Here is a 14,867-nt window from a genome sequence, read left to right as displayed (position 1 = left end):
CCTTTAAATTCCAGTTGTCAAACCAGTATATGAACCCGGATTTTAAAATGTGTTTTTGACTAGATTAAAAAGCTCATAAATGCAGTTGCCATTCCAAAATAAATCAAGATTGAAATAATATCGTTGATAGTGGTAATAAATGGTCCGGATGCAACGGCCGGATCAATATGGAATTTATCCATAACGATTGGTACAAGCGAACCGGCAAGTGTTGCCACAATCAGGGTTGCCATAATGGAAAGGCCAACGAGAACCCCCAGAAAAAATTCCCCTTTCCATAAATAAATAATGCCGGTTATGACGATACCGCACACGGTTCCTGTTATCAGTCCGGTCAATGCTTCACGTACAATTAATTTCAGTTTGCCCTGTTTGCCGTATTCCCCTGTTGCAAGCCCTCTTACTGCTACAGCAAGTGCCTGTGTTCCAGTGTTTCCGGCCATTCCGGCAATAAGCGGAATAAAAATGGCGAGAACCGGAGCCACGCTTAATGCATCCTCAAAACGGCCAATCAGACTGGCGGTAAGCATTCCAAGAAACAGCAGAATAATAAGCCATGGCAGTCTTTTTTTCGCTGAAAGCAATGCCGTGTCATTCGGCCTGTCCATATCAGATACCCCGGCAAGTTTTGAGTAGTCATCACTTGCTTCTTCATCCATGACATCAAGAATATCATCAACTGTAATAATCCCGAGTAAATGGTGCTGAAAATCAACAACCGGCAATGCCAGGAAATCATAGTCCCGAATCATCCGGGCAACATCTTCCTGGTCTTCGGCAACGGACACCGAAACAATCTTCTCACTCATGATTTCCTTAATAAGCACGTCATTATCCGCAATAATCAAATCGCGTAATGACAGTACCCCAACCAAATGTTTATCTTCATCCAGCACATACATATAATAAATCGTTTCCGCTTCCGGAGCTTCCTCCTTTAACACGGCCATTGTCTCTTTTACGGTTTGTGTTTGGTAAATGGCCATGTACTCTGTCGTCATGATACTTCCGGCTGTTTTTTCCTCATAATGAAGCAGTTCTTTAATTTCTTCAGCTGCTTCATCATCCATGATGGTCAAAAAACTGACGACTTTATCTTTATCCAATTCGTTTAAAATATCAACCGCATCATCCGTTGACATTTCGGCGAAAACCATCGCCGCATATCGCGGATCCATTTCCGTGAAATAGGGTTCAATGTCTTCGAGTTCAATATTTTCCATGATGTCAGCTGTTTCTTCAGGCGATAAAAAATTGTATATCTCCAACCGTATTGCTTCTGGCTGATCCATGAAAAACAGCGCCTGGTCATATGGATGTATTTCGAGAAATTTTTCCCGAAATGCGTCAATCTGTTCAGATGACAAAAACTGCCGAAGTTCATCCCACTGCAGTTGTACGGTTTCATTTTTTTCCACATGATCACTTCCTAACTGCCTTGTCTAAAAAACATTATAGCACGGAAAAAGTTATCACAACATGTTCACAGAAGAAAACCATTTCTTAAACTTTTTTGTAAGGAGTACTTAATTTATTCGTCATTTTCATGTAAACTTGCAAAAGAGGAAAAAACAATCAGGATTAATACAGAAAGTAAGGTTAAACTATGAAAAATCGTTCAACAGTGAATATTGATTATACATTATTGTTTATTATAATTTTATTGGGGATTGTCAGTATTTTTACGTTGCATACCATAACACCGACACTTCCCGCAAAATATGACGGCTCAAATTTCATGCTGAAACAGGCGATGTGGTATGTCGCCGGCGGATTTGTCATACTGGTTACGATGCTTGTTGACTATGATCGTTTTCGCCAAATCACCTGGATTGTGTACGGCTTCGGTGTTCTGTCACTGCTGTTGCTGTTTTTCGGATTTCCTCCAGGGATTGTCCACGAAGCGAACGGAGCGGTAAGCTGGTTTAAATTCCCGGTCATTGGCACAATCCAGCCCGGCGAATTTATGAAAGTAATTCTTGTGTTAATCATTGCCCATGTCATGGTCAGTCATCATGATAAATATCCCGATCAAACGATGAAAAATGACTTTTGGCTGCTTGGAAAAATACTGGCAGTTTCCCTCCCGCCGATGGGCTTAGTCGCAGTTCAACCGGATCTGGGCGGATTTCTGGTACTGGCAGCAATCACCGGCAGCATGATTCTGGTTTCAGGGATCAGATGGCGGATTCTTTTCACCATCTTTTTCCTTTGTGTACTTGTTGGCGGATCACTGTTTGCTGCATGGTTCTTTTTCTCGGGACCGATTTCCCTATTTTTGGAAGAATCTCTGTTTGGTCACGTATCCAGCCGTTTTTACGGTTGGCTTAATCCGGAGAAAAACTATGATGCCGGGTACCAGCTTATTTTAGCAATGCTCGCAATCGGATCGGGTCAGCTTACAGGTAAAGGAATCGGTGATATGGAAGTGTATGTGCCAGAGCGGCATACCGATATGATTTTCACAGCAATTTCCGAACAGTTTGGCTTTATCGGTGCAAGCCTGGTTGTAACATTGTTTTTCCTGTTACTGTATCGGCTTATCCATATTTCGCTATTAAGTAATGATAAATATGGGAGTTATCTGGTGACAGGATTAGTTGGTATGTTTGCCTACCAGATATTCCAAAATATCGGAATGTCGATTCAGCTTTTGCCAATCACCGGGCTGCCACTTCCTTTTCTAAGCTACGGCGGCAGCTCAACGATTACATATTTGCTGGCGATTGGTATTGCACTCAATGTCCACTCGAGAACGAAAAAATATATGTTTAGTGAGGCAAGGTGAAATCAATCATGAAACTGGACGTAATCGGCGATGTGCATGGGTGTGTGGAGGAGCTTCATAACCTGTTCCGGAAGCTGGGTTATTCAAAAACCGGCAGCATCTATGTTCATCCTGATGGCCGGACACCTGTATTTGTCGGTGATATTACCGACCGCGGCCCGGACTCCATCGCATCCATTAAGCTTGTCTATGAGATGGTAGTTAACAGCCGTAAAGCAAAATATGTTCCAGGCAATCATTGCAATAAACTTTACAGATATTTCCTCGGAAACAATGTAAAAGAACGCCACGGTCTGGAAACGACGGTGGCTGAATATAAGGCACTGCCCCCTGCTGAGCGGGACAGTATCCGACAGCAATTTATGGATTTATATGAACAAGCACCGCTCTACTTGGTACTTCCTGAAGCGGATGCAGTTATCGCACATGCCGGCATCAAGCAATCCTACATTGGACGAACGGATAAAAAAGTAAAAACGTTTGTCCTGTACGGGGATATTTCCGGAGAATTTCATCCGGATGGACGGCCAATCCGTAGAGACTGGGCAAAGCATTATCATGGCGACCAATGGATTGTGTATGGACATACACCCGTCAAACAGCCCCGCATTGTCGGAAAAACAATCAACATTGATACAGGGTGTGTTTTTGGAAATGCATTGACTGCATTCCGGCTGCCTGAGGAAGAAACTGTCTCCATCCCTTCAGAACAACCATTACATGAAGAAAAGTTTCATTATCACCAGAATAATTTGTAAATAAGTGTGCACTGAATTTAACATTGCATTCTTCTTTTCACGTGTTATAATGGTTACATTCTTTTTTTAAAACCTGACATTCACCATGTAGGTTGAATGTTTTGATTGAACTTACGGGAAGGCTTGGTACGCCTCCATCAACTAAATATACACTCACTCATATAATCGCGGGAATATGGCCTGCAAGTTTCTACCGGTTTACCGTAAAATAAACCGACTATGGGTGGCAATGATTGGAAAGCGGCATGATGCCTCTTTCCTGATTCTTTCGATGATAAAGCTCGAAGGACGTTGTTCCACTCAAAATTTGAATGAGTGACAACGATCCTTCGAGCTTTTTAATTTGATTCAACCAGATCAAAACAGCCTTATATAGGAACAAATCGTAAATACGAAAGGAGCAGCATGATGAGGGCATTAGAGGAAAAAATTCAACAAGAAGGAAAAGTATTATCTGACAGTGTTCTAAAAGTGGATGCATTTTTAAACCATCAGATTGATCCGCAATTAATGAAAGAAATTGGTGAGGAATTTGCGGAAAGTTTTCAAGGGCAAAAGATTACAAAAATATTGTCGATTGAATCTTCAGGGATTGCCCCAGCGGTGATGACGGGACTTGTTATGAATGTACCAGTTATTTTTGCCCGCAAACGGAAATCTTTAACGTTATCAGATAACCTTTATGTATCCAACGTATATTCCTATACCAAAAATGAATCAAATGATATTTCCGTTTCAAGGGAATTTATCAATCATAATGATACTGTTCTGATCATTGACGACTTTTTGGCAAATGGACAGGCTGCGATGGGATTAATCGATATTGCCAAGCAGTCTGGAGCAGCAATTGCCGGGATTGGAATTGTTATTGAAAAAGGCTTCCAGCCGGGAAGGAAGCTGATCAAGGAACATGGTATACGTGTGGAGTCCCTTGCTAATATTGCTTCATTGCAAAACGGAAAAGTGACATTTGTTGAGGAGGTTGCTTCCAAATGAAAAATACGCTTAAAGTAAGTGTTCATGGAATACAGCATCTATTGGCAATGTACGCAGGAGCAGTTATCGTACCATTAATCATTGGCGGGGCACTGGGTTTCAATTCAAACGAACTGACATATCTTGTATCAATAGATATCCTGATGTGCGGGATTGCCACATTACTGCAAATTATCAGCAGCCGATTTGCCGGTATTGGTCTGCCTGTCGTTCTGGGCTGTACGTTTACAGCTGTTGGACCGATTATTGCCATTGGCAGTGAATTTGGCATTTCGGCAATTTATGGCTCCGTTATTGCATCGGGGTTCATTGTCGTACTGATTAGCGGTCTGTTTGGAAAACTGGTGAAATTTTTTCCGCCGGTTGTAACAGGGTCCATTGTAACTATCATTGGAATCACCCTTATTCCCGTGGCCATCAATAATTTAGGCGGTGGACAAGGTGCGGATGATTTTGGTTCATTATCTAATATCGCACTCGGATTTGGAACGTTATTTCTTATTATTCTGATTTATCGATTTTCCACCGGTTTTATTCAATCCATTTCTATTTTACTTGGAATGACTGCAGGTACCCTCATTGCAATGTACATGAGGAAGGTTGATTTTACTGCTATACATGAGGCATCCTACTTTCATATCGTCGAACCTTTTTACTTTGGTCTGCCAACCTTTGAATGGTCCGCTATACTGACCATGACTTTGGTGGCAATTGTTTCACTTGTGGAATCAACTGGTACCTATTTTGCACTGGGGGATATTTGCGATAAAGATTTAAAGGAAAAAGATCTTGCAAAAGGATACCGGGCCGAGGGGCTTGCATCGATTATCGGCGGTATTTTTAACGCATTCCCGTATACGACGTTTTCACAAAATGTGGGATTGGTTCAAATGTCGGGCATTCGTTCACGGAAAGTTATTATGCTTACCGGTGTAATGCTGGTTGCTCTGGGATTCTTGCCAAAAGTTGCAGCACTGGCCACAATCATTCCGAAATCCGTTTTAGGCGGCGCCATGGTTGCCATGTTCGGCATGGTAGTTTACCAGGGGATTAAAATTCTAAGCACCGTTATTTCCGAAAAACAGGAAAATTCCATGATTATCGCCTGCTCGACGGGGATTGGGCTTGGGGTAACCGTAGCTCCTGAATTATTTGCCCAGCTTCCTGCAGGTTTTCAGATTTTAACAAGCAATGGAATTGTGGCAGGAAGCCTGACAGCAATTGCATTAAATATTGTATTTAACATGCTGCCTGAGAAGCAAAAGAAAAATGTAACTGTATTATATGAAAAAGAGGCATAATAGCTTATGCAGGCAGACCGGTGTCCGAATAGTTTTTCGAACACCTAATGCCTCCCCTGCCTTAACAGCGCTAGCATATCCTGTGCAAGTGGAATGGTGAACTCCATTCCTTTTTTTGTGACTGGATGCGGAAATGCCAGATAATCACAGTGCAATGCCTGCCGTTCCATCCATTTCTGTGATCCGCCGTACAGATCATCACCTGCCAGCGGATTGCCCAGATGTGAAAAATGGACACGTATCTGGTGTGTTCTGCCGGTTTCAAGCTTGACCTGAATCAAGGAATGCCCGTCAATCTCTTCTGAAACCTGATAGTGTGTAATCGCATCCTTTCCATCCTCTCTTACCGCCCGCTCAATAATGGAACCCTCTTTACGCCCGATTGGCAATCGAATCGTACCCGCTTGTTCAGGAGGATGACCTTCCACAATCGCCTGATAGTGCCGATTGATCATGCCGGTCTTTTGGGCGGTGGACAGAATGGAATGACTGTATCGGTGTTTCGCCACAAGTAAAAGACCGGACGTATCCCTGTCCAGCCTTGTTACAACATGAACAGTATACGGTACATCGTGTTGTTCATAATGATACAACAACCCGTTTGCCAATGTTCCAGACGTATGAATACCGGACGGAATTGTGGCAATCCCGGCCGGCTTGGAAATTACAACTATATCATCATCTTCATAAACGATATCCAAAGGCATTGGTTCAGACTTCATAAATTCACTTTTCACTTCTGCCGGGAACAGAATGGACAATTCCTCCCCCTCCGAAAGCTTATGCCGGACTGTTTTCCGCTGCCCATTGACAAGCATTGCGCCACCATTAAATTTAATTGATTTGATCAGCTTTCTGGAAAAACCGTGAACTTCTTTCAAATATGAACGAATCATGTAACCTTCATGCTGCTTTAATATTGTCCATTTCAACCTCTGTCACCTGCCATCATACGCTTCTATGAATTTTTGGGTTGTTTTAATCGTCCGTTATTTTCATCTGCAACAAACGAATCACGCACCCTGTCCCAGAACGGGAATGGTTTAAAGCGGGCGAAACGGACACGCTCTTTGGCAACCCTGCATTGGATTGATTTAACATTTGTATAGCTTTCCGTAAAGTGATCAATCGTAATCAGGAAGCTGCGGTCAACCAAAGGCTTTAGAAGACAGGTATGATGTTTCGGTAAAATCAGCGGCGAACCAATTGTCCGGAAAACCCGGTTATTGATTGAAGCCATTTCCGTGAGCTGAATCGCCTCCAATGACGGATGAATTATACCGCCGCCAAGCGCTTTGTTGTATGCCGTACTGCCGGATGGCGTTGATATGCACAAACCGTCACCACGAAATGTTTCAAAAGGCTCCCCTTTTATTTCCACATCAAATACCACCGAACCTTCCGCCGTTTTGATGGTTGCTTCATTTAAGGCAAGAAACTTATCCTCAGTCCCGCCTGATTTACTGCGGATAATAACTTCCAGAAGCGGGTATTCCACAATTTGAAAAGGTGTTTTGGCAATCTCGATAATCAACTTTTCCACCTGATCCGGAACCCAGTCGGCATAAAATCCCAAGTGCCCTGTATGTACCCCGATAAATGCAGTCGACTTCAGACAATGAATATACCGGTGAAATGCTTCCAGAAATGTACCGTCTCCGCCAACCGAAATAACCAGGTCCGGATATTTTTCATCATATTCAAGATCAAACTCCATCAAATATTGCTTCATTGTTCCTTTAATTGTTTTGGATCGTTCATCGCCCTTTGATACAATTACAAACTTCACGGTTCTCTCTCCTTACTTTCGATGGAATATGCGCTGTGCTTCCTGTACTTCATGCTTGATGCTCGACATTTCCTCATCCAGTTTAAAGGCTGCCTCAGCAGCACGCTGCAGTCTTTCCTTTATTTCAGCTGGAATTCTGCCTTTATATTTATAATTCAATGAATGCTCATTGGTCGCCCAGAAATTCATTGCCAATGTACGGATTTGAATTTCCGCAACAATCTGTTTAACGCCATGAATCGTTTCGACCGGGTATTCAATAATCATATGAAATGACCGGTAACCACTTTCTTTTTTCTCTGTCACATAATCTTTTTCTTCGATCACCGTTAAATCTTCACGGGTTCGTATCATTTTTACGATCGTATAAATATCATCAACAAACTGACAAACAACGCGGACTCCGGCAATATCCTGAAGTTCCTCTTCAATAAGGTCAAGTGGTATCCGTCTGCTTTCCGCTTTTTCCATAATACTTGGAATTGGTTTGACACGACCTGTAATAAATTCAATCGGTGAATGACTGGATTCATGCTCAAATTGTGCCCGAATCCCCTTCAGTTTCACTTTCAACTCTTCAACTGCCTGTGAATATGGTGCAAGAATTGCTTTCCAATGCATGGTCAACACCACCTGTATATCATCTGTTTTCCATTTTATCATAACATAGACCAATGGATAATCTTTGCAAATTCAACCGCCATTCGCGATAATTATTGCTAACAGACAGACTTCGAACAATCAGGGGGATTATAGTTGGCACAGGAAATCGAAATTGAATTTAAGAATCTGCTTACAAAGGATGAATTTGATCGTCTCTTACTCAGTTTACCATTCCCGGCAGAACCTCAAACACAGACCAACCATTATTTTGAAACAACAAAATTTGAACTGAAGGAAAATGGTGCTGCATTGCGAATCCGGAAGAAAAATGGAACATATACATTAACACTGAAACAACCGCATGAAAAAGGATTGCTTGAGACACATGATACATTAACAGATGCTGAAACAGAAAAATGGCTGAACGGTCAGCCCGTTATAAAACAACATGTCAGCGAACAATTAGCAGCACTTAATATTGACATTGAAGAACTCATATATTTCGGAAGTCTGACTACGGAGCGGCGGGAACTGGAATATGGGGACAGCCTGCTTGTGCTTGATTACAGTATGTACGGAAATACTTCCGATTATGAACTGGAACTTGAGGCAGCGTCAATCGAAACCGGACGTCAAATGATTGATCAAATCCTCCATACGTATCACATTCAAAAACGGAAAACCCCGAATAAAATTAAGCGGTTTTTTATGGAAAAAATGGATCGCTGATGCTTGCTGAAAAGTCGGATTAGTTGCCCATCAAATTTTACGTTGCTACAATATATACAAACATGCTAGGAGAGAATGAATGACATGACAAGGCCTGGAACAATGTATGAAGCAATAGGCGGTTTCGATTCGGTGGATCGATTAGTTACCGCGTTTTATAAACGGGTGGGAAACCATCCCAAGCTTATACCCATATTCCCGGAAGACCTCACGGAAACCGCCCGCAAACAGCGATTATTTTTGACACAATTTTTCGGCGGACCGCGGCTTTATTCCGAGGAACGCGGTAACCCGATGCTGCGCAGGCGTCATCTGCCGTTCGAAATTACACCTGAACGTAAAGATGCCTGGCTTGAATGCATGGATGCCGCACTTGACGAAGCAAAAATCGAAGAACCATATCGCACGGCTATATTTGAAAAACTAACCATGACTGCACATCACATGATGAACACACCGCAATAAGAAAGGAGAATCGATGTGAGTTGGAATCATTCTGGGCTGCGAAGCTCAAATCAGACATACACATCGGCAAAATATAGCTACTTTGATTTCGTCCAGAAACCAATAGAAATATACGTTTTTATTGATCCGCTGTGCCCCGAGTGCTGGTCACTGGAACCATATTTAAAAAAATTATCAATCGAATATGGCCGATTTTTTACAATCCGCCCCATCATCAGCGGACATTTGGATACATTGAATAAGGATAAATTTGATAAACCAAAACGACTGAAAGATATTTGGGAAAAAACTGCTTCCCGCACAGGTATGAGCTGTGACGGTGATTTGTGGATTGAGAACCCTGTATCATCACCATGGATTGCATCACTCGCAATCAAGGCTGCCGAACTGCAAGGAAAAAAAGCAGGTCGGATTTTTCTCAGAAAAGTACAGGAAAGCCTATTCCTCAAAAAGCAGAATATCTCGGAGGAACATGTCCTATTGGAATGCGCCGAAAACGCAAAACTGGATATCAGCGAATTCAAAAATGACTTATACTCAGATACTGCAAGGAAAGCATTCCAGAGCGATTTAAACCTGACGAAAGAGATGGAAGTTGATTTTATTCCTGCAATCGTATTTTTTAATCCATCAACAGAAGACCAGGGAATCAAAATTTCCGGTCTTTATCCATACGATATTTATGTTCAGGTTTTGAAACAAATCCTGCAAAAAGACGCTGTGCCGTCAAGCAAACCGCCGCTGGAGGACTTTTTATCCTACTACCAGGTGGTTGGCATCAAAGAAGTCGCCGTTGTTTATGACTGGACCACTTCGAAAGCTGAACGGGAAATGAAAAAACTGCAGCTGCGCCAGTCCGTCGAAAAAATCCCGGTCAAATATGGCACGTTTTGGAAATACAAAGGAGAACATTAATACCCGAAGCATACGGTGTGGATGCTTGGGGTATTTTTTTGCAGAAATGCGGAATGGGGGCATTCGGAAAGAGCACATGTGGATGGAATCAACCTTCCCGATGATGGTTTCAACCTTCGTGGAGCTAGTATCAACCTTCATGCGCAGGAATCAACCTTCCCGAGGATGTTTCAACCTTCATGCGGCTGGTATCAACCTTCATGATGATGTTTTCAACCTTCACGCGGCTGGTATCAACCTTCCCGATAATGTTCAACCTTCACGCGGCTGGTATTAACCTTCATGATAATGTTCAACCTTCACGCGGCTGGTATCAACCTTCATGATGATGTTTTCAACCTTCATGAACCTGAATCAACCTTTAAATGAAACTATCAACCTTCAGCGGCAGGTAATCAACCGTCGCGAATATGAAATCAACCTTCCTATTGGGAAATCAACCTCATGTAAGATTCGCTGTATCAGCGGAAAACACCGCCTGGTCTATCGCTGGTGCTATGAAAATGTCCGATTTAAGAAACAATAAAAAGTCCCGGATGAGCGTTCTCATCCAGGACTTTCATTATACCAACAAGAAGGGGCATTCCCTTATATGTTGCAAAATAAAAAGGACATACGGGGCAGCGTATATCCTTTAAGGGTTCTCCGACTTTGTATTAAACAAAGGGGGATGGGAGAAAGTTTCATGATCATAAACAAAGGGGTTTTTGTTTGTGATTCATATCACATTTTTAACTATATCAATCAGTGGAAAACTTGGCAACAGTTAGTCCCCCGTTTCACAAAAATGTCACACTTCTAATTCAAATTTTTGTAACATATGATGTTAATGGAAAGGTTTCTATTAAAAATATTGATGATGGGAGTGAAATTTCATGCAGGATACACTTCCTGTCCTCTTACTGGTCATCACCATTGTGGCATTTTTTTTGAATATCCTGGGACTTATGCAAATCATTCCGTTCTGGATTACACTTCCGATGCTATTTGTTTCAATCTATCTGACAATATATGCATTTACACACCGGAATGTGTATCGCGGCAGAACACGGGGGTATTAAATTCACCGTATTGAGCAGGCAGAATACGCTTGATGTTGAGCTTTAATTTCTTGAAGGTGAACCCTTTTTCTCTCGAAGGCGGGCTCCAATCTCTTGATGTTAAACTTCAAATGCTCAATATCAGCGCTTTATCTTTCGGTGTTAAACCCTGATACCGGTGCCGGCAGGAAAAGTCCCTTCTATTACCCAAGCCACACAAAGTAAAATGGAGAATCCATATTAGTGGAATCTCCATTTTTTAACTTATTTCTTCAGCAGCAGCTGCTCCATTTCATTTAGTTTTTCTTCAAAAACATCCAGTGCCGCCAAAATCGGTTCTTTTGAGGTCATATCGACACCTGCTTTTTTCAGCACTTCGATTGGATAATCACTGTTTCCGGATTTCAGGAAGTTCAAATACCGATCAACTGCTCCCTCTTCCCCGCTTAGGATGCGGCTGGCAAGCGCAGTTGCTGCAGAATACCCGGTTGCATACTGGTACACATAATAATTCATGTAGAAATGTGGAATCCGTGCCCATTCAAGTCCAATCTCTTTGTCTGAAACGACATCATCCCCAAAATATTTTTTATTCAAATCATAATAAATATCCGTTAAGCGCTCTGCACTAAGTGCCTCGCCATTTTGCATGCGCTTATGAATATCATGTTCAAATTCAGCGAACATTGTCTGGCGGAATACCGTGCCTCTGAATCCTTCCAGAAAATGATTCAGCAAGTATAGCTTTTGTTTTTCGTTTTCGACATTCTCGAGCATGTAATCATTTAGCAAGGCTTCGTTGCATGTCGAAGCAACCTCCGCAACAAAAATCGAGTAGTTTCCGTAGCGGAATGGCTGATGTTCCCTTGTGTAATAACTGTGCAGTGAATGGCCAAGTTCATGTGCCAGAGTAAAAAGATCATTCACCTTATCCTGCCAGTTCAGCAGAATATATGGATTGGTTCCATATGCACCTGATGAATAAGCACCGCTTCGTTTCCCTTTACTTTCTTCCACATCTATCCAGCGGCTGTTGAACCCTTCTTGCAATGTGCTGACATATTCATCACCAAGCGGCTTCAAGCCGTCGAGTACATATTGCTGTGCTTTTTCATACGGGATGTTCATATCCGCGTCTTTCACGAGCGGTGTATACATATCATACATGTGCAACTCATCCAGTCCGAGCACTTTTTTGCGCAATGCCGCGTAACGGTGCAGGAGCGGCAATTTTTCGTTGACAGCTTCGACCAGATTATCATGCACCTGTTCCGGAATATTGTTGCTGTCCAGTGCCGCTTGCCGTGCAGAATCATAGTTACGCACTTTTGCACTGAAATTATTGGATTTTATCGTGCCAGTTAATGTTGATGCAAATGTATTTTTAAAGCTTCCATATGTTTCATACATCGCTTTAAACGCATTCTCCCGGACAGTACGGTCCTTTGATTCCAAAAACCCAATGAAACGTCCGTGAGTCAGGTCGACTTCCTCTCCCTGATCATTTTTAATTGTCGGGAAAGTAAGATCAGCATTATTGAGCATGCCGAATGTGTTCGATGCATTAGACATTGGCTCAGAGGCTTCCGCAAGCAATGCTTCCTCCCGCTTGCTGAGCACATGCGGACGCTGCCTGGAAACTTCATCTAACATATGTTTGTACAGCTGCAATTCTTCATTTTCCTGAACAAACTTATCCAATGTGTTTTCGTCCATCGCCAGAATTTCCGGGACGATATAACTCATTGAACTGGATGCAATCGTCAAGACATTTTCCGCCTTGGAGTTCATTTCCTGGTATTTAGCGTTTGTCGTATCCTGATCATTCTTCATATGTGCATATGTAAACAACTTTCCGAGCCTTTCTGCCAGCTCATCCTGAAGCTTCAATACATCATACAGATTCCCAGCGGATTCAGCTATTTTCCCCTGAAACTTTTCAATGGACGGCAGGTCTTCTTTCAATGCCTGCAATTCCTTCTCCCATTCCTCATCCGTTGAAAAAATATCCTCCAGTTTCCAAGTTCGTTCCACTGGTATTTCGCTTCGTTTTGGCAATTCCTTCGTTGCTTGTGCCAATATTATCGTCCTCCTTAAAATCACTCATTTACTATTTCTATATTCAGATAAAAATTCCTTCTTATTCTTTAGTATAACGAAATAACCTGTTATCATGCCTGTATTTTGATTGAAGAAGCTGATCGATTAACTGATTATCTCCTGCAATTGCATCCTCCACATGGCTATAAAAATGAAGCGGATTATGTTTGACAAATGTTTGTGCGGATTGCTGCTTGATAATCCCGCATTTCTCAAGCAGTTGCAGATATTGACCGATGGGATTTTCAACAGAGGTAATCAAAGAGAAAGTGTCCGGGTGGATCAAATGGCTTTGCAATAATCGTACACATTGATTAAGAGACATTACTGCACCGGGATGCATTTTTTCCAAAATATCTAAACATATGCGGCTCTGCCAATCCCAAGGCGGTGTCTTCATTAGGACCTGCCCCCTTACCGGCATGTGTACGAAAGAAGGCAAATGCTCCTTGGGAATCCCTTTATAATAAAGCCATTGGCGCCACATAAGTTCTTTCCCATAATGCCTGCCCGTCGTTTTCAGGCGCAGTTTCCGCTTCTCATTTCGCCATAATTGGAAGATTGTCTGTTCCGGAAAAAAATACGTACGAAACAAGTCGGTGAAACAGATCTGATTCAAACGGTTGATTTGAAAATTTCCAATTGCTTTGTTTTGTGCTGTAAAAAATAAATCCTGAAAGGTAATAAACTGAAGTGAGTCCGGACAGAAGAAAAATAATGTCAGTGGAAAATCTGAAGAAAATTGATGGATAAACTGAAGATGAAATGCATCCAATTTCAGCTGGTGCCGCCCTTTTCGTTCCAGACGGCTGGCACCCAGTATCCAAAGCGGAATAATTCCGGCACTGCGATATCCTTCATTCCGTTTATGAATTTGCGCTGCTGGAATTTTGGCACATTGATATTCGATGGCCAGTCGCCGGTTATTCACATGTAATAACATGTCGGGACGCTGCATAATCGCCGGCAAATACACTTCAAGTTCTACATCCAGACGCTGGGATTGCAGCCATTTATACAGAAGCAGTTTCCCCTTTTCATGATATGCTCCTTCCCCTCCTTCCGATGAAGGACAATCACGCCTTGATTGGTGGGCGAAATGCGGAATCATTTTCGTCCCCGCTTTCATAATGACCGGACCATCACACGCAGGACACAAAAACTGCTGTTTTCCTTTTAGACGTTCAATATCCTTCCTGGTCATTAATGCCAGCGTGACCCGCGTTCCATCATTCAATTTTGCCTGCAACATACATAAAGCCACCTCCTTATCTTATACGTGATATATTCGACACAAGGTGGCCTTTTTCCTGCTATTTCGCAGATTGTTTTCTTTTATTCCAAATAGGGATATCAGCATTTTGTGGATTGATAAAAGTTGAA

14 protein-coding genes and 1 riboswitch are annotated in these 14,867 nt (G+C 42.3%); of the genes, 8 read left to right on the top strand and 6 right to left on the bottom strand.

What is annotated here, in order from left to right:
- Positions 1-59: 59 nt before the first annotated feature.
- Entirely contained in the window at positions 60-1,418 is a 1,359-nt protein-coding gene (gene mgtE / locus B1K71_RS06190) for a magnesium transporter (RefSeq protein WP_077325151.1), read from the bottom strand.
- A gap of 188 nt (positions 1,419-1,606) precedes the next feature.
- Between mgtE and B1K71_RS06185 the strand changes: the two genes are divergently transcribed.
- The 4 genes from B1K71_RS06185 (at position 1,607) to B1K71_RS06170 (ending at position 5,843) form a co-directional block, all read left to right on the top strand.
- A complete protein-coding gene (locus B1K71_RS06185; RefSeq protein WP_077325149.1) occupies positions 1,607-2,788 on the top strand; it encodes an FtsW/RodA/SpoVE family cell cycle protein in 1,182 nt (393 codons plus the stop codon).
- 8 nt (positions 2,789-2,796) lie between these two features.
- Entirely contained in the window at positions 2,797-3,546 is a 750-nt protein-coding gene (gene prpE, locus B1K71_RS06180) for a bis(5'-nucleosyl)-tetraphosphatase PrpE (protein ID WP_077325147.1), read from the top strand.
- Positions 3,547-3,683: 137 nt separating this feature from the next.
- Positions 3,684-3,786: riboswitch (purine riboswitch) on the top strand.
- Between the two features lie 168 nt (positions 3,787-3,954).
- Positions 3,955-4,542, top strand: a complete 588-nt coding sequence (locus B1K71_RS06175) for a xanthine phosphoribosyltransferase (protein WP_077325145.1) — start codon at positions 3,955-3,957, stop codon at positions 4,540-4,542.
- Positions 4,539-5,843 carry a nucleobase:cation symporter-2 family protein gene (locus B1K71_RS06170; RefSeq protein ID WP_077325143.1) on the top strand — a complete coding sequence of 435 codons (1,305 nt, stop codon included), beginning with the start codon at positions 4,539-4,541 and terminating at the stop codon, positions 5,841-5,843. The genes B1K71_RS06175 and B1K71_RS06170 overlap by 4 nt, the downstream gene beginning before the upstream one ends.
- Positions 5,844-5,887: 44 nt before the next feature.
- Here the strand turns inward: B1K71_RS06170 and B1K71_RS06165 are convergent, their stop codons facing one another.
- From B1K71_RS06165 to B1K71_RS06155, 3 genes are read right to left on the bottom strand one after another with little or no spacing between them, the layout of a single operon-like run.
- Positions 5,888-6,775: an RluA family pseudouridine synthase gene (locus B1K71_RS06165; RefSeq protein WP_245799184.1), complete on the bottom strand. Its 888-nt coding sequence runs from the start codon at positions 6,773-6,775 to the stop codon at positions 5,888-5,890.
- A gap of 26 nt (positions 6,776-6,801) precedes the next feature.
- Positions 6,802-7,632, bottom strand: coding sequence for an NAD kinase (locus B1K71_RS06160; protein ID WP_077325141.1), 831 nt, complete (start codon positions 7,630-7,632; stop codon positions 6,802-6,804).
- A gap of 12 nt (positions 7,633-7,644) precedes the next feature.
- Positions 7,645-8,253 carry a GTP pyrophosphokinase gene (locus B1K71_RS06155; protein ID WP_077325139.1) on the bottom strand — a complete coding sequence of 203 codons (609 nt, stop codon included), beginning with the start codon at positions 8,251-8,253 and terminating at the stop codon, positions 7,645-7,647.
- A gap of 135 nt (positions 8,254-8,388) precedes the next feature.
- Between B1K71_RS06155 and B1K71_RS06150 the strand changes: the two genes are divergently transcribed.
- The 4 genes from B1K71_RS06150 (at position 8,389) to B1K71_RS06130 (ending at position 11,405) form a co-directional block, all read left to right on the top strand.
- On the top strand, positions 8,389-8,964 hold the full coding sequence (locus B1K71_RS06150; RefSeq protein WP_077325137.1) for a CYTH domain-containing protein: 576 nt from the start codon (positions 8,389-8,391) through the stop codon (positions 8,962-8,964).
- 84 nt (positions 8,965-9,048) lie between these two features.
- Positions 9,049-9,429 carry a globin domain-containing protein gene (locus tag B1K71_RS06145; RefSeq protein WP_077325135.1) on the top strand — a complete coding sequence of 127 codons (381 nt, stop codon included), beginning with the start codon at positions 9,049-9,051 and terminating at the stop codon, positions 9,427-9,429.
- Between the two features lie 15 nt (positions 9,430-9,444).
- A complete protein-coding gene (locus tag B1K71_RS06140) occupies positions 9,445-10,344 on the top strand; it encodes a ClpXP adapter SpxH family protein (RefSeq protein ID WP_077325133.1) in 900 nt (299 codons plus the stop codon).
- 875 nt (positions 10,345-11,219) lie between these two features.
- On the top strand, positions 11,220-11,405 hold the full coding sequence (locus B1K71_RS06130; RefSeq protein ID WP_077325128.1) for a hypothetical protein: 186 nt from the start codon (positions 11,220-11,222) through the stop codon (positions 11,403-11,405).
- Between the two features lie 243 nt (positions 11,406-11,648).
- Here B1K71_RS06130 and pepF read toward each other — a convergent pair whose 3' ends face one another.
- Together pepF and B1K71_RS06120 are read right to left on the bottom strand one after the other, a co-directional pair.
- Positions 11,649-13,463 carry an oligoendopeptidase F gene (pepF, locus tag B1K71_RS06125; RefSeq protein WP_077325126.1) on the bottom strand — a complete coding sequence of 605 codons (1,815 nt, stop codon included), beginning with the start codon at positions 13,461-13,463 and terminating at the stop codon, positions 11,649-11,651.
- Positions 13,464-13,524: 61 nt separating this feature from the next.
- Positions 13,525-14,736, bottom strand: a complete 1,212-nt coding sequence (locus B1K71_RS06120; RefSeq protein WP_077325124.1) for a competence protein CoiA — start codon at positions 14,734-14,736, stop codon at positions 13,525-13,527.
- Between the last annotated feature and the right edge of the window lie 131 nt (positions 14,737-14,867).

The sequence above is a fragment of the Virgibacillus siamensis genome (assembly GCF_900162695.1).
Taxonomy (GTDB): domain Bacteria; phylum Bacillota; class Bacilli; order Bacillales; family Amphibacillaceae; genus Lentibacillus; species Lentibacillus siamensis_A.
Note: the sequence above shows the minus strand (reverse complement) of the source record. Positions and strands in the feature narration are given on the sequence as shown.

What these genes read in the sequence shown, in the direction of transcription:
- B1K71_RS06120 (WP_077325124.1), bottom strand. Translation starts at nt 14,736, where the DNA reads ATGTTGCAGGCAAAATTGAATGATGGAACGCGGGTCACGCTGGCATTA.
- B1K71_RS06130 (WP_077325128.1), top strand. Translation starts at nt 11,220, where the DNA reads ATGCAGGATACACTTCCTGTCCTCTTACTGGTCATCACCATTGTGGCA.
- B1K71_RS06175 (WP_077325145.1), top strand. Translation starts at nt 3,955, where the DNA reads ATGAGGGCATTAGAGGAAAAAATTCAACAAGAAGGAAAAGTATTATCT.
- B1K71_RS06185 (WP_077325149.1), top strand. Translation starts at nt 1,607, where the DNA reads ATGAAAAATCGTTCAACAGTGAATATTGATTATACATTATTGTTTATT.
- prpE (WP_077325147.1), top strand. Translation starts at nt 2,797, where the DNA reads ATGAAACTGGACGTAATCGGCGATGTGCATGGGTGTGTGGAGGAGCTT.
- B1K71_RS06145 (WP_077325135.1), top strand. Translation starts at nt 9,049, where the DNA reads ATGACAAGGCCTGGAACAATGTATGAAGCAATAGGCGGTTTCGATTCG.
- B1K71_RS06155 (WP_077325139.1), bottom strand. Translation starts at nt 8,253, where the DNA reads ATGCATTGGAAAGCAATTCTTGCACCATATTCACAGGCAGTTGAAGAG.
- B1K71_RS06170 (WP_077325143.1), top strand. Translation starts at nt 4,539, where the DNA reads ATGAAAAATACGCTTAAAGTAAGTGTTCATGGAATACAGCATCTATTG.